Source organism: Burkholderia sp. RF7-non_BP4 (assembly GCF_001521935.1).
GTDB classification, from domain to species: Bacteria; Pseudomonadota; Gammaproteobacteria; order Burkholderiales; family Burkholderiaceae; genus Burkholderia; species Burkholderia diffusa.
In genome coordinates, this window is record NZ_LOTA01000025.1 from 182,160 (window position 1) to 206,399 (window position 24,240).

General features: G+C 67.9%; 26 protein-coding genes. 17 read left to right on the forward strand and 9 right to left on the reverse strand.

The window, feature by feature from the left end; genetic code table 11:
- Positions 1-23 precede the first annotated feature (23 nt).
- Positions 24-929: a helix-turn-helix transcriptional regulator gene (locus WS49_RS09100; RefSeq protein ID WP_059527214.1), complete on the forward strand. Its 906-nt coding sequence runs from the start codon at positions 24-26 to the stop codon at positions 927-929.
- Between the two features lie 85 nt (positions 930-1,014).
- On the opposite strand, the gene WS49_RS09105 is transcribed toward WS49_RS09100, so the two are convergent.
- Both WS49_RS09105 and WS49_RS35570 read right to left on the reverse strand, forming a co-directional pair.
- Positions 1,015-2,661, reverse strand: a complete 1,647-nt coding sequence (locus WS49_RS09105; RefSeq protein ID WP_059526774.1) for an Nramp family divalent metal transporter — start codon at positions 2,659-2,661, stop codon at positions 1,015-1,017.
- A gap of 104 nt (positions 2,662-2,765) precedes the next feature.
- A complete protein-coding gene (locus tag WS49_RS35570; protein ID WP_179949257.1) occupies positions 2,766-2,903 on the reverse strand; it encodes a hypothetical protein in 138 nt (45 codons plus the stop codon).
- A gap of 1,066 nt (positions 2,904-3,969) precedes the next feature.
- Here WS49_RS35570 and WS49_RS09110 point away from each other — a divergent pair.
- Both WS49_RS09110 and WS49_RS09115 read left to right on the forward strand, forming a co-directional pair.
- A complete protein-coding gene (locus WS49_RS09110) occupies positions 3,970-4,239 on the forward strand; it encodes a hypothetical protein (protein WP_059527217.1) in 270 nt (89 codons plus the stop codon).
- 92 nt (positions 4,240-4,331) lie between these two features.
- Positions 4,332-5,816: a carbohydrate porin gene (locus tag WS49_RS09115; RefSeq protein ID WP_059526777.1), complete on the forward strand. Its 1,485-nt coding sequence runs from the start codon at positions 4,332-4,334 to the stop codon at positions 5,814-5,816.
- A 91-nt stretch (positions 5,817-5,907) separates the two neighbouring features.
- Here WS49_RS09115 and treA read toward each other — a convergent pair whose 3' ends face one another.
- Complete coding sequence (treA, locus tag WS49_RS09120; protein WP_059526780.1) at positions 5,908-7,623, reverse strand: alpha,alpha-trehalase TreA; 1,716 nt, start codon at positions 7,621-7,623, stop codon at positions 5,908-5,910.
- 331 nt (positions 7,624-7,954) lie between these two features.
- Between treA and WS49_RS09125 the strand changes: the two genes are divergently transcribed.
- Together WS49_RS09125 and WS49_RS09130 are read left to right on the forward strand one after the other, a co-directional pair.
- Positions 7,955-9,343, forward strand: a complete 1,389-nt coding sequence (locus WS49_RS09125) for an MFS transporter (RefSeq protein WP_059526783.1) — start codon at positions 7,955-7,957, stop codon at positions 9,341-9,343.
- Positions 9,344-9,691: 348 nt separating this feature from the next.
- Positions 9,692-10,903, forward strand: a complete 1,212-nt coding sequence (locus WS49_RS09130; protein WP_059526786.1) for a winged helix-turn-helix domain-containing protein — start codon at positions 9,692-9,694, stop codon at positions 10,901-10,903.
- A 75-nt stretch (positions 10,904-10,978) separates the two neighbouring features.
- On the opposite strand, the gene WS49_RS09135 is transcribed toward WS49_RS09130, so the two are convergent.
- Positions 10,979-11,197, reverse strand: a complete 219-nt coding sequence (locus WS49_RS09135) for a DUF1653 domain-containing protein (RefSeq protein ID WP_006751720.1) — start codon at positions 11,195-11,197, stop codon at positions 10,979-10,981.
- 55 nt (positions 11,198-11,252) lie between these two features.
- Positions 11,253-11,696, reverse strand: a complete 444-nt coding sequence (locus WS49_RS09140; RefSeq protein WP_059526789.1) for a GNAT family N-acetyltransferase — start codon at positions 11,694-11,696, stop codon at positions 11,253-11,255.
- A gap of 152 nt (positions 11,697-11,848) precedes the next feature.
- On the opposite strand from WS49_RS09140, the gene WS49_RS09145 reads away from it, so the two are divergent.
- Positions 11,849-12,109, forward strand: coding sequence for a type II toxin-antitoxin system Phd/YefM family antitoxin (locus WS49_RS09145; protein WP_059526792.1), 261 nt, complete (start codon positions 11,849-11,851; stop codon positions 12,107-12,109).
- Positions 12,106-12,372 carry a Txe/YoeB family addiction module toxin gene (locus tag WS49_RS09150; RefSeq protein ID WP_012366508.1) on the forward strand — a complete coding sequence of 89 codons (267 nt, stop codon included), beginning with the start codon at positions 12,106-12,108 and terminating at the stop codon, positions 12,370-12,372. Before WS49_RS09145 ends, WS49_RS09150 begins: the two co-directional genes overlap by 4 nt.
- Before the next feature lie 30 nt (positions 12,373-12,402).
- Here WS49_RS09150 and WS49_RS09155 read toward each other — a convergent pair whose 3' ends face one another.
- The gene (locus tag WS49_RS09155) at positions 12,403-12,588 is read right to left on the reverse strand and encodes a DUF4087 domain-containing protein (protein ID WP_059526795.1); all 186 of its coding nucleotides are present in this window, start codon (positions 12,586-12,588) and stop codon (positions 12,403-12,405) included.
- Positions 12,589-12,663: 75 nt separating this feature from the next.
- Here WS49_RS09155 and WS49_RS09160 point away from each other — a divergent pair, with 75 nt between their 5' ends.
- Positions 12,664-13,287, forward strand: coding sequence for an HAD hydrolase-like protein (locus tag WS49_RS09160; protein ID WP_059527221.1), 624 nt, complete (start codon positions 12,664-12,666; stop codon positions 13,285-13,287).
- A 370-nt stretch (positions 13,288-13,657) separates the two neighbouring features.
- Positions 13,658-14,230 (forward strand): DUF4142 domain-containing protein, encoded by a 573-nt coding sequence (locus WS49_RS09165; protein WP_059526798.1) that lies wholly within the window; start codon positions 13,658-13,660, stop codon positions 14,228-14,230.
- Positions 14,231-14,328: 98 nt separating this feature from the next.
- Here WS49_RS09165 and WS49_RS09170 read toward each other — a convergent pair whose 3' ends face one another.
- The gene (locus WS49_RS09170; protein WP_059527224.1) at positions 14,329-14,934 is read right to left on the reverse strand and encodes a GNAT family N-acetyltransferase; all 606 of its coding nucleotides are present in this window, start codon (positions 14,932-14,934) and stop codon (positions 14,329-14,331) included.
- A 61-nt stretch (positions 14,935-14,995) separates the two neighbouring features.
- Positions 14,996-15,910, reverse strand: coding sequence for a LysR family transcriptional regulator (locus WS49_RS09175; RefSeq protein WP_059526802.1), 915 nt, complete (start codon positions 15,908-15,910; stop codon positions 14,996-14,998).
- Between the two features lie 52 nt (positions 15,911-15,962).
- Between WS49_RS09175 and lysA the strand changes: the two genes are divergently transcribed.
- From lysA to WS49_RS09200, 5 genes are all read left to right on the forward strand, one after another.
- Positions 15,963-17,258 (forward strand): diaminopimelate decarboxylase, encoded by a 1,296-nt coding sequence (lysA, locus tag WS49_RS09180; RefSeq protein WP_257127680.1) that lies wholly within the window; start codon positions 15,963-15,965, stop codon positions 17,256-17,258.
- A 357-nt stretch (positions 17,259-17,615) separates the two neighbouring features.
- Complete coding sequence (locus WS49_RS09185) at positions 17,616-18,227, forward strand: ribosome-inactivating family protein (protein ID WP_059526808.1); 612 nt, start codon at positions 17,616-17,618, stop codon at positions 18,225-18,227.
- A 20-nt stretch (positions 18,228-18,247) separates the two neighbouring features.
- Positions 18,248-18,889 (forward strand): hypothetical protein, encoded by a 642-nt coding sequence (locus WS49_RS09190; protein WP_059527227.1) that lies wholly within the window; start codon positions 18,248-18,250, stop codon positions 18,887-18,889.
- Positions 18,890-18,948: 59 nt separating this feature from the next.
- A complete protein-coding gene (locus WS49_RS09195; protein WP_059526811.1) occupies positions 18,949-20,061 on the forward strand; it encodes a hypothetical protein in 1,113 nt (370 codons plus the stop codon).
- A 1-nt stretch (position 20,062) separates the two neighbouring features.
- A complete protein-coding gene (locus WS49_RS09200; RefSeq protein ID WP_156441368.1) occupies positions 20,063-21,115 on the forward strand; it encodes a hypothetical protein in 1,053 nt (350 codons plus the stop codon).
- A 77-nt stretch (positions 21,116-21,192) separates the two neighbouring features.
- Here the strand turns inward: WS49_RS09200 and WS49_RS09205 are convergent, their stop codons facing one another.
- Positions 21,193-21,876, reverse strand: coding sequence for a helix-turn-helix transcriptional regulator (locus WS49_RS09205; protein ID WP_059526814.1), 684 nt, complete (start codon positions 21,874-21,876; stop codon positions 21,193-21,195).
- A 283-nt stretch (positions 21,877-22,159) separates the two neighbouring features.
- Between WS49_RS09205 and WS49_RS09210 the strand changes: the two genes are divergently transcribed.
- From WS49_RS09210 to WS49_RS09220, 3 genes are all read left to right on the forward strand, one after another.
- Positions 22,160-22,852 (forward strand): DUF2589 domain-containing protein, encoded by a 693-nt coding sequence (locus WS49_RS09210; RefSeq protein WP_059526817.1) that lies wholly within the window; start codon positions 22,160-22,162, stop codon positions 22,850-22,852.
- Between the two features lie 210 nt (positions 22,853-23,062).
- Positions 23,063-23,743, forward strand: a complete 681-nt coding sequence (locus WS49_RS09215) for a DUF2589 domain-containing protein (RefSeq protein ID WP_257127675.1) — start codon at positions 23,063-23,065, stop codon at positions 23,741-23,743.
- On the forward strand, positions 23,727-24,173 hold the full coding sequence (locus WS49_RS09220; RefSeq protein WP_059449501.1) for a lysozyme: 447 nt from the start codon (positions 23,727-23,729) through the stop codon (positions 24,171-24,173). The genes WS49_RS09215 and WS49_RS09220 overlap by 17 nt, the downstream gene beginning before the upstream one ends.
- The last annotated feature ends 67 nt before the right edge of the window (positions 24,174-24,240 follow it).

A 24,240-nucleotide genomic window follows, 5' to 3' on the forward strand; every position in this document is an offset into this window, starting at 1 on the left:
GCGTCGATTCCGAGGGATGGCACATGTCCGATATTGCATTGCAAGAAGAAGCGGTCGCCCCAACGTTGTCCCGTCCGTCGCGGCGGACGGCCCCCTGCACCGACGCGTCGAGAGCGCGCCCGGTGCAGGTCGTCTGGTGCGACGACGTCAAGCGCGGCGACATCGCGCAGCCGCACGCGCCGAAGCTCGGCGTCGCCGATACGCTCGCGCACGCGCAGAGCACCGCCGAACGCAACCGGATCGTCGCAAGCCTGCTGCACCTGACGGGCTTCTCGACGTTCGCCTATTTCGCGCTCGAATTCTCGCGGGAGCGCGTCGAAAGCCTCTACCTGCACGAGGCGTTCACGCCGACCACCTATCGCGGCGACTACGTGCGGCACAACCATCACGACATCGATCCGCGCACGCTCGGCGCGCGCGTATGCAACATGCCGATCGTGTGGGACCTGCAGCAACTGCGCCGCGAACATCGCGAACGCGACGACGGCCCGTGCGTGACGCCGGCGGCGCTCGACGGTTTCCTGCAGACGATGCAGGACGACGGCATGTGCAGCGGCATCATGTATTCGATGGCCGTGCCCGGCACGCGGCTGCATGCGTTCATGAGCTTCACCGCGCCGCGCCGCACGCGCGAGTGGATCACGCCGGCGACGATCGAGCAGGCGCTGTCGATCGGGCTGTCGGTGCACAAGTTCGCGTCGCCGCAACTGATCGCGACGTCGCGCGAACGCGCCGTGAACGGGCTCACGCCGTTCGAACAGGAACTGCTGCTGGGCATCGCGGAAGGCGCGTCGGACAAGGAGATCGGCCGGCGCCTCGACACCAGCGCGCACAACGTCGACTATCACCTGCGCAAGCTGCGCAAACGCTTCGGCGTCGCGAACCGGATCCAGCTCACGTACCTGACGTCGAAGCTCGAGCTGATCTGACGCGCGCGCGACGAACCCGCGTAAACGGACATGCCGGCCTCGCGGGCCGGCATGTCCGTACACCTGACGATCGCGCCGTGCGGCGTTACTTCAGCAGCGTCATCTGCACGACCTTGACGATCACGAGACCGACGGCGATCACCAGATAGCCGCGCAGCACGGCCATCCAGACGCGCGTCGCGACCGTCATGTTCTGCGGCTCGAGCGTCTCGAGCGGCGGCATGCGCCACGTGGGGCGCAGCGCGCGGTCGATGCCCGGCTCGACGACGCGCTTGTTGCGGCGAATCAGCACCGTCGCGAGATAACCGGCGATCGCGAGCACGGTGCCGCCGACCAGCACGTCGACGATCGCTTCGCCGCTGATGTCCGGATACATCACCGATGCGGTCAGGATGATCGACAGCAGCACGAGCACCCAGATCACCGCGCCCGTGAACACGTTGAGCTTCGTCGAGTTGACCCAGGGCCCAAGCACCTGGCGATCGTTGCAGAGCACGAGCAGGAACACGGTCGCGCTCGGGAGCAGCACGCCGGCGAGCGTCTGCACCGCTTCGGTCAGCAGGCCGAGCGGACTGCCCGGAATCAGCACGAGCGCGGCAGCCGCCGCGACGATGCCGAAATAGACGAGATAGAAGCCCTTCGCATCGGACACGCCGCGATGCAGCGAATGGCGGATCTTGAACACGTCGCCGATCGCGTACGCGGTCGACAGCGACACCGCCGCCGCGCCGATGATGCACGCGTCGAGCAGCGCGACCGCGAACAGCGTCGCGCTCGTGCGGCCCGCATATTTCTCGAGGCCCGCGATCACGCCGCCCGCGTCGGTGAAGCTGCCCGCTTCCGGATGGCCGCCGAACAGCGCGGCGCTGAAGCCGATCATCGCGACCGCGCCGATCAGCACGAACGCGATGCCGATCCACAGGTCGACCTTTTCGTACTTCATGAAGCGCGGCGTGATGCGCTTGTCGATCACGTAGCTCTGCTGGAAGAACAGTTGCCATGGCGCGACCGTCGTGCCGACGATGCCGATCACGAGCAGCATCACGTCGGACAGCTTCGCGTGCGCGGGCCAGTTCGGCACGAAGAAGTCGCGCGACATCTGCGCCACCGGCGGGTGGATCGACACGAGCACCGGCACGAGCAGCAGGCTCATCACGCACAGCACGATCGCGAACCGCTCGAAGCGCCGGAAGTCGCCGGTACTCACCGCCGCCATCGTCAACGCGGCCGCCACGCAGACGCCCGCAACCTTCGGGAGCCCGAAGAAAGCCAGCACGAACGTGATGCCGATGAACTCGGTGACGATCGTCAGCGCGTTGAGCAGGAACAGGTCGATCACGCTGAACGCACCCCAGAATTTACCGAAGCGCTCGAAGATCAGGCGCGCGTGGCCGACGCCGGTGACCGCGCCGAGGCGCAGCACCATCTCCTGGTTCACGTACAGCACCGGGACGAGCAGCAGCAGCGTCCACAGCAGCGTCGTGCCGTAGTTCTGGCCGGCCTGCGTATAGGTGCCGAATGCGCCGGCGTCGTTGTCGCCGACCATCACGATCAGGCCGGGGCCGATGATCGCGAGCAGCGTGCGCAGGCGCGCCCACCACGTGCCGCGCGCGGCGGTGTCGTGATGCGCGATGGTGCCGAGCGCGCCGCGGATGTCGCCCAGGTGGGCTTCGTCGAGCACGGCGCTGCGTTCGACGGCGATCGGTGGAGAGACGTTCGATGGCGTGGACATGATGAATTCCGTACGGCTGGTTTTTTATCCGGCAAGCGTGTGGCCTTGGAATACGCGCGCGGAACGAGGCCGCGCGCGCATGCCGAGACGCGCTCGGCGCTGCTTCAGCGGATCAACGATTTCAGGTGGTTCAGCAAACGGGAGAACACCCGCGGACGGGCGTCGAGCGTCAGCATCGCGTCGTAATGCGGACGCGATTCCGCGACGTGCGGGAGGTTCGACAGCAGAAGGCCGAAGTTCATGGTCTGGCTCCTGGCGGCAACGGCATGCATGCCGGCCGCTTGGTGGGCGCGGGGCCAGTCCGTGGCCTGAACGACGTGTCAGGCTAGTCGGCCGGATTGTCCCTGCGACCCGGGTTCAAAAGGGTCTGTTGGTGCAACGGGCATATGGGACAACTGTCACTGTCGTTCACGGCGGCTCCTGTGCGGTGTTCCGGAGAACACGATTGACCGCCGCGCGGCGCGGGCCGCCGTTCGGGTGCATGCGAAACGCATGCGCGAACGCGGCCGCGCGCCGGGCGGCGGCGAAACCGGATGGCGCATGCGCAAACGCATCACGCTAACCGGCGCGAATCAGGGTGCACGTAGGGAGTTGCTGCGGAATACTGCTGCGCGCACCGTTTGCCTGGATGACAAACGGCGGCTTCGATGAGGCGCGGACGTCGGTCGCTCAGGCGGAAATTTCGTTCGAAGATCGACTACTGCAGGCGTCCAAGGCGGCGGCCCCAAGAGTGAAGATGCCGGATTCTATGGACCGGCCGAAACGGAAGTCAACCCTCTGGCACGCCCTCCGGGGAATATTTTTTCCGTCCCCTACACGCTGAAAGATTCGCGCCCGGAATGACGCGCCGCAACCTTTCAATGCGTCGCACGGCGCGCGCCGCCGATGCGTGCGAGCAACAGTCGCCGCGTGCCGCCGGCGGGCGGTCGCGCCGGGCGTCGGCCGGCTCGCGCGCGGTGCTGCTGCCGGCGCAATACGCGCAACGCCGCTGCTTTTTTTACTTGCACCGCAGCAAAGCTCGCGACTACAATCCGCCCCAATTCATCAAGGGAGTCCCTTCGTGGACACATGCTCCAGTTGCAGTTCGATGCCGGTCCAGGCCGGCCAAGCCATCGCGAGATAGCAGCCAGACGCATGTCATTCGCCGCTAGCTCGCATTCGTCGGGTTAGCGCGCTTCCCCCGGTGCCGGCACAGTCGGCCCGTCCGTCGCACGCTCCGTTACGTTCCAACCGCCGATCGCAGGCCGCGTCATGCACCCGCGCTCGATCACGTCGTCCGGCATGCGCCGGACCGGACGGAGGTTCGTCATGTTCTTTCAATCGTTCGCGGCCAGACTCAAGCGACTCATCCACGTCGCGTCCGACCGCTCGTTGGTTTCGGCTGTTTCGCCGCTCGTCCACGCGTTCGGCAACTGGCGCGGCAGCGCCCTCGCCCACCTGCCGGAAGCGCCGCGCCCGCTCGACTGCGTGCTGGTCGGTGCGATGGCGGCCGCCATCGCGCTCGTCGCGCTGCTCTGCACGGCCGCGTCGCGCCTCGGCTTCGCGCACGTATGGCGGATCGGGGGCTGGCTGCCATGAACGGCGATGCGGAACGCGCCGCCTGTACCCGCGCCATCGCTTCACGTTTCCATTTCTTCAGTCAAGCTAATCAATCAAACAACGGAGCCCGCATGAAGAATCGCTTCGAATCCGCACCGCGTACACCGCGCCTCGATGCGCTCGCCGCGTTGCTGTTGTCGCTCGCCGCCGCGCCCGCGTTCGCGCAATCGTCGTCGCCGGCCGCCGCGGCCGAGCCGACGCCCGGCGTCAGCGACGCCCCCCCCGCACCGGCCGCCGATGCTGCCGCGCCCGCGCCCACCGGTTTCTGGGAGCGCTCGAACCTGTTCGGCAACATGGGCGGCCTGCGCGACGTGCTCGGCGATCACGGCGTCACGCTGAACCTGCAGGAAACCAGCGAATACCTGTACAACGCGGCGGGCGGCACGCAGCGCGGCGGCGCCTATCAGGGCCTCACGCAATTCGGCTTCAACGTCGATACGGAAAAGGCGGTCGGGCTGCCGGGCGGCACGTTCAACGTGTCGGCGTTGCAGATCCACGGCACCAACCTCACGCAGCGCTATTTGCAGACGCTGCAGACCGCGACCGGCATCGAGGCGAATTCGACCACGCGGCTGTGGGAGCTCTGGTACCAGCAGGCGTTCCTCGCCGGCAAGGCCGACGTACGGGTCGGCCAGCAGAGCGTCGACCAGGAATTCATGGTGAGCCAGTACGCGGCGACGTTCATGAACGCGACGTTCGGCTGGCCCGTGCTGCCGTCGACCGACCTGCCGTCCGGCGGCCCCGCGTATCCGCTGTCGTCGCTCGGCGTGCGGCTGCGCGTGAAGCCGGCCGACGCGTGGACCGCGATGGTCGGCGTGTTCGACGGCAACCCGGCCGGCCGCAGCGACGGCGACGCGCAGGTGCTGAACGCGCACGGCACCAACTTCAACCTGCGCAGCGGCGCATTCGTGATCGGCGAACTCCAGTACGCGCTGAACGCGCCGCCGGCCGACCCGAAGGCGCCGCAACCGGCCGGCCTGCCGGGCACGTACAAGCTCGGCTTCTGGTATCAGTCGCAGCACACGAACGATCCGCGCCTCGGCACCGACGGGTTGTCGCTCGCGAATCCGGCCAGCAACGGCATCCCCGCCACGCATCGCGGCAACTACGGTTTCTATGCGGTCGCGGATCAGATGGTGTGGCGGCCGTCGGCGGACAGCCCGCGTTCGGTCGGCGTGTTCGCGCGCGTAATGGGCGCGCCGGGCGATCGCAACGTCGTCGATTTCGCGGCGAATGCGGGGGTGACGCTCAAGGCGCCGTTCAAGGGCCGCGACGACGATACGGCCGGCATCGCGATCGGCTACGCGAAGATCGGCTCGCATGCCCGTGCGCTCGACGGCGACACCGGCACGTATACGACGCCCGGCTATCCGGTGCGTCGCGCGGAAACGGTGATCGAGGCGACTTATCAGTACCAGGTCGCGCCGTGGTGGCAACTGCAGGCCGACGTGCAGCACTTCTTCCGGCCGGGCGGCGGCATCCCGAACCCGAACGCGGCCGGCGCGCGCATCGGCGACGAAACGGTGGTCGGCGTGCGCACGACGATCACGTTCTGACACCCGCGCATGCGACACGGGCCGGACTGCCGCGCGCGCGGCGATCCGGCCCGTGTCCGTTTACGTGCCTGCCTGCAACGCATGCGGCCCGTCACTCGCCATACAGCCCGAGCAGTTTCAGCGTGACGCCGTTGGTCCAGCCGAAGCCGTCCTGCAGCGGATATTCGCCGCCACCGCCACCGCCCGCGCCGGCCCCTTCGACCACGTACTTCTCGACGAGCTTGCCTTCGGTCGCATACACATGCTTCACGTCGGCCAGGAAGCGCGTGCCGATGTCCTTCGCGAGCGCCGGTTCGCCGTAGCGGCGCAGCCCGTCGATCGCGATCCACTGCAGCGGCGCCCAGCCGTTCGGCGCGTCCCATTGCTGGCCGGTGTTCTCGGTCGTCGTCGCGAGGCCGCCCGGTTGCAGCAGCGTCTTGCGCACCTCGCGCGCGGTCGCCTTCGCACGCTCCGGCCATGCGACGCCCGCGAACAGCGGATACAGCGCAGCGGCCGTCACGCCGTCGCGCGGCTTGCGCAACTGCCAGTCGTAGTCGCCGTAATAGCCGCGGCGATTCCACAGATAGTGGTTGATCGCCGCCGCGCGCCGCGCCGCCCGTCCGGAAAAATCCGCCACGCACGCGATGTCGCGCGTGACCGCGCAGCCCTTCACGATCGTCGTCTCGAGATGGAACATCAGGCTGTTCAGGTCGACCGGCACGATCGACGTCGTGCGGATCGTCGCGAGCGTCTTGCCGTCGCCGAACCAGCGCGAGCTGTAGTCCCAGCCGCTTTCGGCGCCCGCGCGCAGGTCGCGGTACACCTCGTTCGCGGGACGATTCGGCACCGCCTTCGCGGTCGTCACGTCCTCGAGATACGACTCGTCGCGCGGCGTGTCGCTCGCGTCCCAGTAGCGGTTCAGCACCGCGCCGTCCGGCATCGCGACCACGTTGCGCGCCGCCTGCCCGCGCGGCGTCGTGGTTTCGCCCTGCATCCAGTACGCATGCTCCTTGCGCAGCGCCGGCAGGTATTTCTGGTAGACCTTGTCGCCTTCGGCCTGCGCGGCGAGCGTGACCATGTAGGCGAAGAACGGCGGCTGCGAGCGGCTCGCGTAATACGTGCGGTTGCCGTTCGGGATGTGGCCGATCGTGTCGATCAGATACGCGAAGTTGTCGAGCATGTCGTCGACGAGATCCTCGCGCCCCGACACCTGCAGCCCGAGCATCGTGAAATAGGTATCCCAGTAGTAGCCTTCGCGGAATCGGCCGCCCGGCACCACGTACGGCTTCGGCATCGCGATCAGCGAGCTGTACGGCGGCACCGTCGTGCTGGTGCGCGTGAGCTGCGGCCACAGCCAGTCGATGTGCTGGCGCAGCGTCTGGTTCGCGGGCGGCGTGACCCCGCCTTCCGGCGGCGGCGTGAAGTGCTGGTCGACGAACGCCTTCAGCGAGAAGCCCGGCTGCGACTTCTGTTGCTGATACAACTGTACGATCGTCGCCGGATCGGTGTTGGGCGTCGCGTCGACGAAGGTCTTCTGGTCGGGATAGATTTGCGCCGTCTGCACCGCGACGAACAGGTCGCCGTAGAGCTGGCTCGGTGGCGGCAGCAGCGTGCCCGAAGCCGGGCTCGCGAGCGTCGCCGTGGCGGGCGCGGCGGACTGGCTGCCCGCCTGCAACGCGGCCTGATTTGCGCTGTCGGCCTGCGCCGCGCAACCGGCGACGGCGAGGTAAGCGACGGCGAGGACGGCGGCCCAGCGCAGACGCGGCGCGGGAACGGGCGGATGCGAGGCAGGATGCGATGCGTTCGATGCGGCACGACGTGGCGTCATGACGTGTCCCCTCCTTTCGATGACGAATGGTTCGGCAGGGGTCTCGTTCGCGCGTGCGCTCGTCTCGATGGCCGTCGATCGATGCGCGTCGTTGTATTACGCAGATGAGTTCCGACTGTCGCACGAAACGCGCATCGCACGCAAGTTTCGCGGCGGCCACCGCGGGCGCGCGTCATGTGTCATGTCACGAATCGCATCCGGCATCGCAGTCGTCCCTTCTTTCACACGCGGTAACAGGAACGACTGTTGCAACATGCGGAACAACCGTTGTCAGGCGTGACGCAACGACCACATTGTGGGCATAATGGCGCCTTTACCGCGCGCCCTGCCCATGTCGCCCGTCTTTCTAGCACCGCTCATCGTTGCCTGTGCGTTGTTCATGGAAAGCGTCGACGCGAACATCATCGTCACCGCACTGCCCGCGATGGCGAGGGACTTCGGGCACAATCCCGTCACACTGAACATTGCGATCACGTCCTACGTGGTCGGCCTCGGCGTATTCATCCCGATCTGCGGATGGCTTGCCGACCGCTTCAGCGCGCGCTCCGTCTTCCGCACCGCGATCGGCATCTTCGTCGCCGGCTCGCTGATGTGCGCAGCCTCCAACTCGCTCGGCGTGCTGACGTTCGCGCGCTTCGTGCAGGGCGTCGGCGGCGCGATGATGGTGCCGGTCGGCCGGATCATCATCTTCCGCGCGGTGCCGCGCTCCGATCTCGTGCGCGCGATGAACTACCTCGCGATTCCCGCGCTGTTCGGGCCGACGCTCGGGCCGCTCGTCGGCGGCTTCATCACGACCTACCTGCACTGGCGGATGATCTTCTTCATCAACGTGCCGATCGGCATCTACGGGATCTACCTCGCGAGCAAGCACATCGCGAACACGCACGAGGCCGATCCCGGCCCGCTCGACTGGTTCGGATTCCTGCTGTCGGCGAGCGGCGCCGCGCTGCTGCTGATGGGCCTCACGCTGATCGACGGCTCGCTCACGTCGCGCGGCAACGCGCTCCTGATGTGCGCGGCCGGCGCGGCAATGCTCGCGCTCTACGTGCCGTACGCGCGCCGCAAGACGCGTCCGGTGCTCGACCTCAGCTTCCTGAAGATCCCGACCTACCACGCGAGCGTGGTCGGCGGGTCGCTGTTCCGCATCGGCCTCGGCGCGGTGCCGTTCCTGCTGCCGCTCGCGCTCCAGGAAGGCCTCGGGATGAGCGCGTTCCACTCCGGGCTGATCACCTGCGCATCCGCGCTCGGCGGCGCGGTGAGCCGCTCGACGGCCACCCATACGCTGCGCCGCTTCGGCTTTCGCACGGTGCTGATCTACAACGCCGCGTTCGCCGGGCTCGCGATCGCCGCCTACGGCGTGTTCCATCCGGGCATGGCGACCTGGGCGATCTGGACGATCGTGCTGGTCGGCGGCATCTTCCCCGCGCTGCAGTTCACGAGCCTGAATTCGATGATCTACGCGGATATTTCGCAGGCCGATGCAGGCCGCGCGACGAGCCTCGGCAGTGTCGTGCAGCAGATGTCGCTCGGGCTCGGCGTGACGGTCGCCGGCCTGGTGCTGCACGTGTCGCACTGGCTGCAGGGGCATCAGACGATGGTGTGGTCGGATTTCTGGCCCGCGTTCGTCGTGGTCGGGCTGTGTTCGTTCGCGTCGATTCCGATCACGCGACGGCTGCCGCCTGGCGCCGGCGATGAAGTCGCGCGCGGCAAGCGGCAATGAACTTGCTGGCTGGAGAGGGAAAGGCAGGCGGCGGAAGAGCCGGAAAACAAAAAAAATCAGCGGACATCCACACGGGGCCGGTGCACAGCCGCATGGATGTCCGCTCAGGGCTCCGGGTCTCTCGTTGGGGGTTGAGAATCCCGGATCTGCTTCCTGCGTGCCATTGACATATGTGCGTCGGAAGCCGAATCGTTGCGCGCACATTTCGTCGCGCCATGACTGCACTATAGGGAAAGTCGCGCCGCGCATCTGTCAACCATTGTCAGACGCGTTGCATGCATGCATCGCACACGTGCGCCGCTTTCGCGCTAAAGTGGTGCCCGACCGCCACCCTCAGCCGCCGTTCCGATGCTTACGCTCTCGCCCGCCGCCGCCCGCGCGCTGCATCTCGCCGCGCAGGGCCTGCTGACCCCGCCCCGCCGCAAGGCCACCAAGGCCGACGTGCTCGACACGATCCGCCGAATGGCGCAGTTGCAGATCGATACCATTCACGTCGTCGCGCGCAGCCCGTATCTCGTGCTGTTCAGCCGCCTCGGCGACTTCGCCCCGCAATGGCTCGACGAACATCTCGCCGAGGCGCGCCTGTTCGAATACTGGTCGCACGAGGCGTGCTTCCTGCCGATCGAGCAATTCGGGCTGATGCGCTACAAGATGCTCGATCCGTCGGGAATGGGCTGGAAATACGCGGCCGAATGGCACGAGCAGAATCGCGCGGACATCGACCGCATGCTCGCGCGGATTCGCGACGAAGGGCCGGTGCGGTCGGCGGATTTCATTCGCGAAGACGGCGCGAAGGGCAACGGATGGTGGGACCGCAAGCCCGAGAAAAAACACCTGGAAGTGCTGTTCACGACCGGCGACCTGATGGTGTCGGAACGCCGCAACTTTCAGCGGATCTACGACGTGCGCGAGCGCGTGCTGCCCGACTGGGACGATGCGCGCGACCTGCCGCCGCGCGACGCGGTGCTGCCCGCGCTGCTCGACTACACGTGCCGCGCGCTCGGCATCGTGCGCGCGGACTGGGTGGCCGATTACTACCGGCTGCCGCGCCGTTCGTACCGCGCGGAGCTCGAGCGGCTCGCGGAGGCGGGCGAGCTGATTCCGGTGGAGATCGCGGACTGGAAGGAGCCCGCCTACGTGCATCGCTCGCTCGAGGCGCTGCTGCCGGCCGCCGCGGACGATACGCTGCGCTCGACCGTCACGACGCTGCTGTCGCCGTTCGATCCGGTGGTATGGGACCGGCGGCGCGCGTCGACGCTATTCGGGTTCGACTACACGATCGAGTGCTATACGCCCGCGCACAAGCGGCGCTACGGCTATTTCTGCCTGCCGGTGCTGCATCGCGGCCGGCTGATCGGGCGCGTCGACGCGAAAGCGCATCGCGCGCTCGGCACGTTCGAATTGAAGGCGGTGCATGTCGAGCCGGGCGTGCGGTTCGGCACGGGGCTCGCGGCCGACGTCGCGAAGGCCGTGAAACGGCTGGCGGTGTGGCATGGCACGCCGGAGGTGACGGTCGCGCACGCGCCGCCCGAATTGTCGAAGGCGCTGGCCGGCGCGTAACGCCGGCGGAACGGCGACGCGCGTGCCGCTTGCGATTGCACGGCGGCGCGCCCGTCTCCCGCCCCCTGTCACGATTCAGTCGCGCAGCTTGCGAAAGCGCGGGGTGCCGTCCGGCAGGTTCTCGTTGAACATCGCTTCCGGCCGCACCCACAGGCCGCGCGCATGCGGCCACAGATGCTCGTACACCACCACCGATTCCTCGGTTTCGGAATGACGGGCGACGCCGATGTAGCGATACAGCCCGCCCTTGTAGTGACGATGCGTGGCGAGCTGTTCAGCTTCCTGTTCGGTCATGATCTGCTTCCCTTCGGCAAAAACGAAAGCGCGTATTGTATGCGCTCGCCGCGCGTCAGCGTTTCGCGTAGATGTCGGGACGGCGAATCTCCATCAGCCGCTCGGGATTCGCGGACGGCCCGAAGCCGACCGGCCGGTACAGTTCGTGCGCGTCGGTCGTCACGAGCATGATGCGGCGCAGGCTCCGCACCATCGGCTGCGCGAATACGTGGTCGATCAGCGCGCGGCCATAGCCGTTGCCGCGGTCGGCCGGCAAGACGAACACGTCGCACAGGTACGCGAACGTCGCGTGGTCGGTCACGAGCCGCGCGAACCCGACGAGCCGGTCGTCCACATACGCGCCGAAGCACAGCGAGCCGTCGATCGCGCGCTCGACGACATCGCGCGGAATCCCCTGCGACCAGTACGCATCGCGATGCAGGAAATCGAAGATCGCGTCGATGTCGAGTTCGCGCTTGTCGGTGGAAAATCTCAGCGTGGCGGGAGTGGCTGCGGGCACGTCGGCTCTCCGGTCAGGGCGGGGGCGGAGCAGCAACGATAGCGCGGTGCGGGGTGGGCGACAAGCGACGCCGAGCCGACATGTACAACAATCCGTACAAAAAATGCGCCCATGTTATACTTGTACAATTTCAAGTACAAGTTGAGAAAATCATGCGCACCATTCACTTTTCGGATGCCCGCGGCAATCTGAAGACGGTCATCGATCAGGTTGTCGACGACGCTGACGTGACGCTCATCACTCGTCGCGACGCGCCGAACGCAGTCATCATGTCGCAGGAATACTACGACAGCCTGATGGAGACAGTTCATCTGCTCCGCTCCCCGGCCAACGTCGCTCATCTCGAACGCTCGATCGCGCAACTGCGCAAGGGCAAGACGAAAGAGCACAAGCTGGCGGGGGACGATGAATGAGCGTACGCCGCGTGCTCTTTACTTCCGACGCATGGGACGACTACGTTTATTGGCAAGGGCAGGACCGCAAGACACTCAAGCGCATCAACCAGCTCATTCGCGAAGCCCAACGGACGCCGTTCGAAGGCATCGGCAAACCTGAGCCGCTGAAGGCCAATCTGTCCGGGTTCTGGTCGCGCCGCATCGACGATACGAACCGTCTGGTCTATGAAGCGGACGATCTTCAGATCAGCATCGTGTCCTGCCGCTACCATTACGCGTAGTGCCAATCCCGCCTCCGTCCCCGCCGCCGCTTATGAAGCCGGCAACGCCCGATCGGTCTTGCAGCGCTTCAACGGGAGCGGCCGGGCCACCACGATCCGCGTCACCTCGCGGGTGCGCGGGTCGATTTCCAGGTCAAGGCATGCGCAGCCGTAACCGTGCATCCCCTCGTTGGTGACGACCCAGCCGCGCGACACCCCCGGCGTCTGCTCGACCATCCCGCGTCGCCCCGGGCACATCCGGCTCGATTCGGTGATATCGTCACCGGCTCAATGAACTCGCCGCATCGCTTCATGCCCTATCGACTCATCGCGTTCGACTTCGACGGCACGCTCGCCGATTCGCTCGACTGCTTTCTCGCGGCGCTGACGGAAGCGTCGCGCATGCACGGCTTTCGCGACGCGACACCCGAACTGCGTCCGGCGCTGCGCGGCATGTCGGCGCGCGAGATCATCCGCGCGCTCGAGGTGCCGATGTGGAAAGTGCCGCGCGTGACGCTCGACATGCGCCGGCTGATGCGGCCGCGCATCGCGCACGTGAAGCTGTTCCCCGGCGTCGACGCGACCTTCGACGCGCTCGCCGCGCGCGGCATCCGCATCGCGATCGCGACGTCGAACAGCGAGGACATCGTGCGCGACCGGCTCGGCCCGCACGCGAGCCGATGCGTCGATACGTTCGCGTGCGGCATTCCGCTGTTCGGCAAGGCGCGCCGGCTGCGCGCGCTCGTGCGCGAAGCCGGCATGCAGCCCGACGACGTGCTGTATGTCGGCGACGAAATCCGCGACGCCGACGCGGCGCGCCGCGCGCGGATCGCCTTCCAGGGCGTCGCATGGGGTTACACGGCCGCCGATGCGTTGCAGGCGCATTGCGCGACGCCGTTGCTGCCGCGTCTCGACGCATTGCTCGATCGCGTGTGAGGACGCAGCGCGCATCGCGCATTCGATTCGACGTATCTCGTCGCGAAATAATCGACGCGTTTCCTGCGCAAGACGATGAAACGCCGATGACACGCGCACGCAAAAATTGCCGCCACGATGCGCGCGACAGGTACGCCCTACCTGCCCGCTCGCGCCCACATCGATTCGTCTTACCATCCGTTACACAAACCACAGCGCGGTTGCACCTGCTACCCGAGCGCTCTCCTAGAATCAGTCGGGCCGGGAAACACTTCGAACGCCGCCGCGGCAGAGCGGCCATCGAATCCGGCCCGGGCGCGCCCGGTCTCTCGCACAGCTGCGGATCATCCGATCCGCCCGTTAATCAGAGCCCCGATAGAAAGGAGGTCCCATGAACCGCTTTCCCCACATCTCGCGCCTTGCACTGTCTGCCGCTGGCCTGCTTCTCGTCGCCGTGACGGCGACCGCGCAAACCGCGCAGCCGGCGCCGTCCGCACCGGCCGCCGCCACGCAAACGCGCATCCACGAAGCCGACCAGGCTTTCATCACCGACGGCACGAAGACCGTGTCGACGCAGCACGACGCCGCGCGCATCGCCAATTCGCGCACGTCGGACAGCCAGGTGAAGGCGTTCGCGCAGCGCGTGTCGACCGACGACGAGAAGATCATCCAGGCGATGCGCGCGGCCAGCCCGCGCGGCGTCGACGTGCCGGCCAACGATCCCGACACGGCCGTGCTGGACAGCATCAAGAACCTGCGCGGCGCGGAATTCGACAAGGCATACATCGAGCAGGTCGCGCTCGCCGGCCAGCAAAAGACGATCTCGGCATTCCAGGCTGAAATCGCTTCGGGCCGCGACACGAAGCTGAAGGAAGTCGCACGTCAGGCGCTGCCGATCCTGCAGGCGCACTACGCGGACGCGCAGAAGCTTGCGCAGCGTCACCACCTCGCATCGGCGCAGTAACGCGATGCCCCGCCGCGCATCGCGCGCGGCGCCCCGCTTCCCCCTCGTCGCGTCGCCGCCCCCTCCGGCGGCGCGACGCCAGCGGCACCCGGTTCGCGTCAAGTCGCGAGCTTCGCCCGCAACCGCTCGCGCACGTCCGGCCATTCGTCGTCGATGATGCTGAAGCGCACCGAATTGCGCTTGCGGCCGTCGGGCATGATCCGCTCGTGTCGCACGATCCCTTCCTGCTTCGCGCCGAGCCGCAGAATCGCCGCGCGTGACTTCTCGTTCAGTTCGTCGGTCGTGAACTGCACGCGCACGCAGTGCAGCATGTCGAACGCGTACGAGAGCAGCAGCCATTTCGACTCGGTATTCGCGCGCGTGCGCTGCGCCGATTCGCTCAGCCACGTGTGACCGATCTCGAGCTTGCGATTCTTGCGGTCGATCTTCCAGAAACGCGTGCTGCCGATCGCGCGGCCCGACGCCCGATCGACGATCACGAACGGCATCACGGTGCCGGCCGCGCGACCTTGCAGCGCCGTGTCGATGTAGGCGTCGACAGTATCCTCGCCCGGCACGACCGTGACCTTCAGATTCCACAACCGGCCGTCCGCCGCCGCATCGAGCAACGCCTGCCGGTCGGAAGCCTCGAGCGGCCGCAGTACGATGCGCTCGCCGGCGAGCGTCGGTTGTTCGAGTTCGAGGGAAGAGGAAGCGTCGGTCATGACGGGTTGCGTTTCCATGAAGATGACGAGGAGGCCGACCCAGCGCGCAGCGAAACGCCCATCATACGGGCAGCGCGGCGAGCCGTTGGCGAATCGCGTGCGCTTCGCCGCGCAGCGCTTCGGCGAATGCGTCGACGAGCAGGCTCTTCGGCCGGTGCTCCGGCACGATCACGCTGACGCGATACGGAAACGAGCGCGTGAGCGGCCGCACGTGCAGGTCGCGCCCGACGAAATCGAGCGCGGTCAGCGGGTTGACGATCGCGGCGCCGAGCCCCTGCCGCACGAACGCGCACACCGACACGGCCGACGGCGTCTCGATGACGGAACGCGGCGCGACGCCGAGCTGCGCGAACGCCTCGTCGATCAGGATCCGGTACGGGTCGTTCAGCGACAGGCTCACGAACGGGCGATCGGCGAGATCCGCGAGATCGATCGCCGGTTGCGCAAGCAGCGGATGGCCGTCCGGCAGCACGCATACCTCGTCGACTTCGAGCAACGGCGTGAGGACCGTGCCGGCCGGCGCGATGTCGTGTTCGGTCAGCCCGAGATCGTAGCGCTGCGCGGTCAGCCACTCCTCGAGCACCGGCGACTCCTGCGTCGCGACCGACACGCTGACGCCCGCATGCGCGTCATGGAAACGCCGGCAGGCGCCGGGCAGGATCGCGTGCGAAAACGCCGGCAGCGCGATCACCGACAACTGCCCGTCGCGAAACTCGCGCAGCCGCGCGGCCGTCGCCGCGACGCGCTCGAGCCCCACATACGCGAGCCGCACGTCGTCGAACAGCGTGAGCGCGGCCATCGTCGGCCGCAGCCGCCCGTGCGAGCGCTCGAACAGCGCGAAACCGATCACCTGCTCCATGCGCGCGAGCTCGCGGCTGATCGTCGGCTGCGACGTATAGAGCATCTCGGCCGCGCGCGTCGTGCTGCCGGTGACCATCAGCGCGCGGAAGACCTCGATGTGCCGGTGTGTGAGCATGATCGTCTATATCAGAAATGAATCGAATCTTGATAAACAGGCATTTTACTGTATAGCCGTTCAGGCGCATCATTCACGCTATCCGTTCAATCGATCCGATTCTTCCGCCATGTCCCTCGATTCCCGCCAGCTCGCGGCGCTCGCGCAGCAATACGGCACCCCGCTGTGGGTGTACGACGCCGACGTCATCCGCGATCGCATCGCCCAACTGCGCCAGTTCGACGTGATCCGCTATGCGCAGAAGGCGAACTCGAACCTGCATATCCTGAAGCTGATGCGCGACGAAGGCGCGTGCGTCGACGCCGTGTCGCTCGGCGAGATCGAGCGCAGCCTCGCGGCCGGATTCAGTCCGGCAGGCGAACCGGAAGGCGTCGTGTTCACGGCCGACCTGATCGACCGCCCGACGCTCGCGGCCGTGCTCAAGCACGGCGTGACCGTGAACGCCGGCTCGCTCGACATGCTCGCGCGCGTCGGCGAGCATGCGCCCGGCCATCGCGTATGGCTGCGCGTGAATCCCGGCTTCGGCCACGGCCACAGCAACAAGACCAACACCGGCGGCCCGCAAAGCAAGCACGGCATCTGGATCGACGACGTGCCGCGCGCGATCGAGATCGTGCGCCAGTACGGGCTGAAGCTGGTCGGCATCCACATGCATATCGGCTCGGGCGTCGACTACGGCCATCTGTCGCAGGTGTGCGACGCAATGGTCGACCTCGTCACGTCGCTCGGCCACGACATCGAAGCGATCTCCGCCGGCGGCGGGCTGTCGATTCCGTATCGCGACGGCGAGCCGCGCGTCGACGTCGGCCACTACTTCAGCCAGTGGGACGCCGCGCGCAAGCGGATCGAACGGCATCTCGGCCACGCGGTGCGCATCGAGATCGAACCGGGCCGCTTCCTCGTCGCGGAAGCCGGCACGCTCGTCACCGAAGTGCAGGCCGTGAACCGCCGGCCGAAGCACGACTTCGTGCTGATCGACGCGGGCTTCAACGACCTGATGCGTCCGTCGATGTACGGCAGCTACCACGCGGTGTCCGTGCACGCGCACGACGGCGCGCTGCCCGCCGGCCGGCCGCTCGTCGACATCGCGATCGCAGGGCCGCTGTGCGAGTCCGGCGACGTGTTCACGCAGGACGCGGGCGGTGTGGTCACGCACCGCAAGCTCCCGCAGCCGCAGATCGGCGACCTGCTGTTCCTGCACGACGCGGGCGCATACGGCGCATCGATGTCCTCGAACTACAACAGCCGGCCGCTCGCGCCGGAAGTGCTCGTCGATCGCGGCACGCCGCGGCTGATCCGCCGCCGGCAGACGATCGACGAACTGCTTGCGCTCGAAACGTTCGAGTAACACGCGCATTCGCGCCGCGTTCGACGAACCGGACGCCAACGGCCAGGCTTGCCGCGACCGGCATGCCTGGCCGTTTTGTTTTTCGGCGCGCTGCGCTCATGCTGTCCGGCAACGCACGAAGCGCGCCGCCGACGTTGCCGATCCTCCACACGCAGTCGCCTCGCCCCTTCGTCGCCTGCGTCGACCGCATCCGACACCCGCTTCCCGGGTGTTCGGTCACGCGCCGGACCATGACTTCCGCCGCATTGTTCGCCCGCCGCGCGCCGCGCACAGTGGCCGCACGGCAGCGCATTCGCTTCAACCCGCGCGCCGTCTCGACGGCCGAGCGACGCCGGATCATCGACAGGAGCGAACATCGTGCGACTTCGACTCACCACCGGCAGTGACTATCAGGACGACCTCACGGCGCTGCGCGACGCGATCCGCCAGAACGGCACGCGCGCGACGCGGCAAGCCGTCGACGTCGTGATCGGCGACGACACCGGCGCGCCGCGCGTGTCGCTGCTGCTGAACCTCGCGTGGCAAGCCGCGAAGAACGGGCCCGCCGTCGACGCGTCGCTGTACACGCTCGGCTTCGTCAGCCAAGGCGGCACCGCCTTCGTGTTCGACATCCGGCCGTTTCCGGGCGGCACGCCGGCCGGTGCGGCAACGCTCGGCGGCGACGGTTCGTACGGCTGGCTCGGCTACGCGACCGACCCGTTGCCGACGATCAATCCGAGCAACCTCCATCAGGCCGTGTGGACGCTGTCGAAGCTCAAGCCTGCGGACGCGTCGAAACCCGCACCGTTCAAGCCCGACCTCACGCGGCTCGTGATCGCGTTGTCCGAGGCGCTGCGCTTCGCGCGCACCGAGCATGCGATCGCCGGCCTGCTCGACGGCACGCTCGCGACCTATGCGCCGAACGACGATCGCACGGCCTGCTTCAACAATTGGGCGGCGAAGGGTTTCCCGCTCGGCGACCCGTCCTGATGCAGACGAAGGAGCCATTCATGTCTGGACTCGACTTCAACACGTCGCTGCGCTGGGAAACGTTCGTACTGGGCCTGATCGCGAATGCCGGCGATACGCCACGCGCGGGCAAGCAGCAGACCGGCTGCGCACTGCCGATGTACGTGATTCCGTTCGCGCGGCTCGACGCGCCGCCCGAGCTGCGGGCGCTGATGTCCGAGATCGCGACGTCCGCGCGCGTCGTCGATCGCGGTCCGCCCGGGCGCCATATCGGCGGCGACGTGCTCGGCGCGATGCGGCAGATCCACCAGAACGTGCCCCGCTATCTGCCGACCTTCACGTACGGCACGCAGACGGACCCGTTCGACGGGCTCACCGAGCGCGCGAAGCTGTACGAACGCTATGCACGCACGTTCAAGGCGAATTCGAACGGTCGCGGCGGCGGCACGCAAACGACCGGCTACGTCGAATACACGGCGGGCACGAACGCACTGTTTCGCGGCGGCAATCGCGCGCGCATCGCGTTCGACTACGTGTTCGGCCGCCTGTACTTCTCGCCGATCCATTACGAAACCTGGGTGCCCGGCACGCTCGACCCGGGCCCCGGACAAACCGTCGCCAAGGTCGTCGACGGGCCGTACGCGAACCCGTGGTTCTGGATCACCGACATCACGTCCGTGTGAAGCCAAGGCGACGCGACCCGAAGCGCTGCACCGCCGTCATCGAGGAAGAGGAAGCCATCATGAAACAAGCAGTCCGAATCGTTTCCGTGCGCCACGCGTGCGACTGCAAGCCCTTGCGCGCGCCCGACGAAGCACTCGACGCGTATGCTGCACGCGTGCAGCGGGTCGCGCTCAATCACCTGAGCGGTGCGCTGTCGAGCGCGTTCGAAGCCGTCCGCCGCGACGCGAAAGATGACGATGCGCGCTGCGTCACGTTCGTCACCGCGCCCGAGTTCTACTGGAACGTGCCGTGGGACGCGCTGCACGACGTCGACGAACTCCATGCGCTGGTCGACCTGCAGCTCGACCCCGTACGGCGCGCGATCGGCGCCGTCGCCGAACGCTTTCCGGTGCATCGGTACGGGCCGATCGTGTTCCTGCCCGGCACCGTCGCGATGCTCGTCAAACACGAGACGGCGGCCAACGTGCCCGATGACGGCCCGCTCGTCGGGCCGTACGTGTCGCTGAATTTCACGTTCGCGACGACCAATTTCCTGCCGCCGCTCGCGCGCGACGAAGACGGCGACGGCGATGACGACGCATCGCGCCGCGCGGCGATCTGGCCGAAGCGGCACACGTCGTGGATCGACTACGGCGAATCGGTCGACGCGCTCGACACGCCGTTCACCCATACGTTTCGGCTCGGCGACGGCACGCTGGTGGAGGTGCTGAAGACGAGCGACGTATCGCCGCAAAGCGCAACGGCCGAGGCGCCGCCGTCGTCGCCATACCAGGGGCCGCGCCTGTCGGACAGCTTCGACAACCGGCTCGGCGACGCGCCGCCGTTCGGCATCGACATCTGCCTCGACTTCCTGAAATGGCGCCAGCATCCGGGCAACGACGTCAAGCCGCCGCATCTCGACGACGGCGCGCTCGTGCTCGACTTCGTGCTGTCGTACGGCGTGAATCCGACCGATCGCGCGTTCGACGTGCCCGACTCGCTGCAATACATCGCTCACAACGACGGGCGCCTCCGCAAGGAGGTCGTCGTGTTCGCGGTCGACCGCGCGCGGACACACTGGCAGCGCGTCGCCGAAGCGCCGTGCGTGCGCCACCTGTCGAGCGCGGACCGCGAACGCGTCGCGATCCACGCGTTCGACGTGGACGTGCCGGACGCGGACGGCGCACCGTGACATGGGCGCCCCGCGCTTCGGACGCTGGCGCGCGCGGCCGGCGATGCCGGAGCCGACACGCGCACCGGACGATCTTGCCGCGCAGCTGTGCGACGAATGCGAGGCGATGGCGCGCTATGCGCTCCATCACGGGCTGCCGATCGAGCCCGAACTCGTCGCGCGGCTGGCGGCGCTGATCGCGGCCGCCGGCTCGGCCGCCCCGTCGGCCGGCGCATCGCCCGCCACGCCGCTGACGCCCGCGCAGCAGCAGGCGCTCACGGCGATCCACCGCAAGCTCGCGACGCTCGTCGCGCCCGCGACGCCGCAGGCCGTCACGTTGCTCGACATGCACCGGCGCCAGGCGCATCCGTTCGCGTGGCTGGGCCCGGTGCCGCTGATCCGGCTGCTGACCGGCTCCGCGCTCGGCTTCCTGCTCGCGGTCGTGCTGACGAGCCTGTCGCCGCACGTGTCGGGCGAGAACATCGAGCGTGGCTTCCTGCAATCCAACGGCATGCAGCTGCTGTGGAACACGACGTTCCTGCTGTGCTGCGCGGGGCTCGGCGCGTCGTTCGCCACGCTGTTCCAGGCACACCACTACGTCGCCGCGTCGACCTACGATCCGAAATATGACGCATCGTACGGCGCGCGGCTGATTCTCGGCGTGATCGCCGGCCTGATCATCGTCCAGATGCTGCCGGCGCAGCTGTTCGCACAGGGCAGCATGCACAACTTCGGACGGCCGGCGCTCGCGATGCTCGGCGGCTTCTCGGCGACGGCCGTGCATCGCGTGCTGCAAAGGCTCGTCGAAACGCTCGAGACGCTGGTGCAGGGCGACCGCTCGACCGACGTCGGCGCGGCGCTCGCCGCGAATCGCGCGCGCGCCGCCAGCGAACGCGCGCAGTGGCAGGGCGAACTGGCGGCCAACCTGCTCGATCTGCAGCAATCGCTCGACGGCGCGGCGTCCGCCGAGGTCGTGCGCGCGCGCCTCGCCGAATTCACGCGCGCGATGCTCGCGGCCCACCCCGCGCCATCGACCGCGGACGATCCGCTTCCGCCCGACGCGCCCCGGCAGTAGCGCGACGCGGCGCTGGCGCGCCGTTCGCGGCGCCGCGCGCTCGCACGCCGGCCCGGCCGATGCGTCCGTCGCACGCATCACCCCGGCGAACTGCAGACGGGCGCGAACGCGAACGCCGCCGGCTCGGACGGCACGTGGCGCGCGAGCCACAATGCGGCCTCGGTCCGGTTGCTCACGCCGATCTGGCGGAACAGCGCATACAGATGGTTCTTGATCGTGCCCTCCGCGACATTCAGTACACGGCAGATCTGCTTGTTCGACTTGCCTTCGGCCAGCAGCCGCAGCACCTCGCGCTGGCGCGGCGTCAGACGCTCGAATGCGCGATCGTCCCCGGCCGGCGCGCCGCCCGGGCGCGCCTGCGTCGCGCCGCCGTCGTTCGGCGGCACGTAGATCGCGCCGGCGGCGACCCGGCCGAGCGCGTCCGCGAACTCGTCGGCGCTCGCGTGCCGGTCGATGATGCCGGCCGCCCCCGCCAGCAGCGCATCGGCAATCGTGCGGCGGCACACGACGGCCACCACGCACAGCCACGGCGCGCCGGCGAACGTCTCGTTCAGCACGCTCGGCCAGCTCGGCCGCGCGGCCTGCTCGCCGCATTCGATTGTGATCGCCTCGACCGTCCCGGGCAGCAACGCGTCGCGCAAGCGCAAGACGTCCTCGGGACGGCGGGCCGACCATACGTGCCAGTCGACATCGCGTTTACACAGTACGTCCGCCACACCCGCGACGAATAACGGCGGGCTATCGATCATCAGAACGTTCATTGCGCGGTTTCCTCGAAATCGGGATGCTCGGTTTAGGTTTTTTTGCTTCCCTACCCGGCGTTTTTTTTACCGCTGTTTTACCCGCCGCGCACTAGGCCCGTCGCTCCGTGACGAATGGCCTAATTCATCCACGCCCCGCCCCGCCGCGCATACCGATGCCCGCCGCGGGCCGGCCAGGGCCGCCGGACATGACGGACGTCATATTTGGTAAACGTCTTCAATTTCCTAACGTGAATAAAGACAACGAATTTCCGTTGTCTTCAACACGAAGAGGAGTTTATTCATGGACGCGAATTTCATCGGCTCAGTGATTAACGCTTTACCCATGGACCAAATGATCGCCGGCCCGTTAAAGGCGATGATCAGCGCGCAGACGCAGGCCGCGAAGAGCTACGCGGATTTCCTGATGCAGGTCTGCATCCAGGGCGGCAAGGCCGTGGCCGTCCAGTTCGACTACGACGAGACGCTGGTGGACGAAAGCGGCGTGTCGAAGGGCGTCGTGCAGAAGACGATGCGCATCCCGCTGCTCGCGGCGATCGTCCATCCGATCATCGCGATCGAGGAAGGCACGATCGACTTCGAGATGGAGATCACGCAATCGGAGAAGTCGTCGTCGTCGACCGAGGCCGGCGGCGAATTCCAGGCGAAGTTCGGCTGGGGGCCGATCAGCGTCAGCGTGTCCGGGCGCGTGTCGCACAAGGCGGAGCAGACGCGCAGCACCGACACGCGCGCGAAATATTCGATCCATACGCAGGTGAAGCGCCAGTCGCCGCCCGAAGCGCTGATGCGCGTGATCGACTTCCTGACCGAAGCCGCGACCAAGCCGGTCGTCACGGAAGGCAACGCGAAGGCCGTGAAGCCGCTGCCGGCGACGCCGACCGACGGCAAGCTGGTCGGCGATGCGTCCGGCGCGGGCGGTAGCGCGGCCGCGCCTGCCGGCGCCGGTGCGGATGCCCAGCAGCCGGCGCACGCGTAAGCGCGCGGGCCGGCCATGTTCAGGCTCTTCAGACGGTCTCGCCGCGCGGGCGGCGGGCGGGACGACGGAGATACGCGTCCGGGCAGCCGCACCGCCCGAGGGGAACCGGACGGGCCGGTCCCGCCGCCGGCCGATGCGGCGGCCGGCACTGCCGGGACGGTCGCGGGCACCGCCGCGCCGGCCGCGGTAACCGCCGATCCGGCGCGCCACGTGCCGCCCGACGTCTCCGGTGCGCCGGCCGGGGCCGCGCCGGGCACGCACGACGCACCGGGCGCCGTGCCCGGCGCGTCCGCCGGCGGCGTGCCTCCCGCTCCGCCGGCCCCACCGGCGCCGCCCGGCACGCCTGCCGACGACGAGCGCCCGCCGCCACGCGGCATCGCGCTCGACGAAATCGCGCGCGGGATGCAGCACGCGGCGGCCGCCGCGAACCAACTGCTCGCGCACCAGTACACGGCCGTGCTCGACCAGTTCTTCGACCTGCGCGACGACGGCCTGCTCGCGCCACGCGAGGTCACGGTCGCGCTCGACGCGGAGCACACGATGCCGGTGCCGCTCGTCGCGCTCGCCACGCCGCGCGGGCTCGCGCTCGACCGGATGGTCGTGCACCTGACCGTGCGCGGCGACTTCACCGAGGCGTTGCCGGCCGGCGGCGTCGCGGGCGGCGACGACCAGCGCAGCCGTTTCTACGTGACGTTCGCGCCGCGCTCCGGGAAGAAGGACGCACAGGGCAACGCGCGGCAGCGCGACACCGAGCACATCGACATCGAAATGCAGTTCGCGGCGCTGGCGCCGCCCGAAGCGATCATGCGCGTGATCGACGAATACACGCATCGCCTGGTGCCGCGCGCAAGGCCGGGCAGCAAGGAGAACGACGATGGCGAACCAGCCTGAACACACCGGTGAGCAAGGCATCGCGCTGATCAAGCAGTTCGAGGGGCTGCGGCTCGCGCGCTATCTCGACGCGGTCGGCAAGCCGACGATCGGCTACGGGCACCTGATCCTGCCAAACGAGCGCTTCACGCGACCGCTCACGCCGGCCGAAGCCGAGGCGCTGTTGCGGCGCGACCTGCGCGGCGCCGAGCTGAACCTGCGCAAGCTGCTGCGCGTGCCGGTCACGCAGCAGCAGTTCGATGCGCTGATGTCGTTCGTCTTCAATCTCGGCGCGGGACGGCTGCGCTCGTCCACGCTGCTGCGCTACCTGAACGCCGGCGCCAGCGCGCGGGCGGCCGACCAGTTCCTCGTCTGGAACAAGGCCGGCGGCAAGCCGCTCGCCGGGCTCACGAAGCGCCGCCGGGCCGAGCGCGCGCTGTTTCTGTCGTGAGCGACGGGACACCGCACCGGCCGAACGTCACGGGTCGCCGCGCATGTCGTTCGCGCCATTTCGCGTG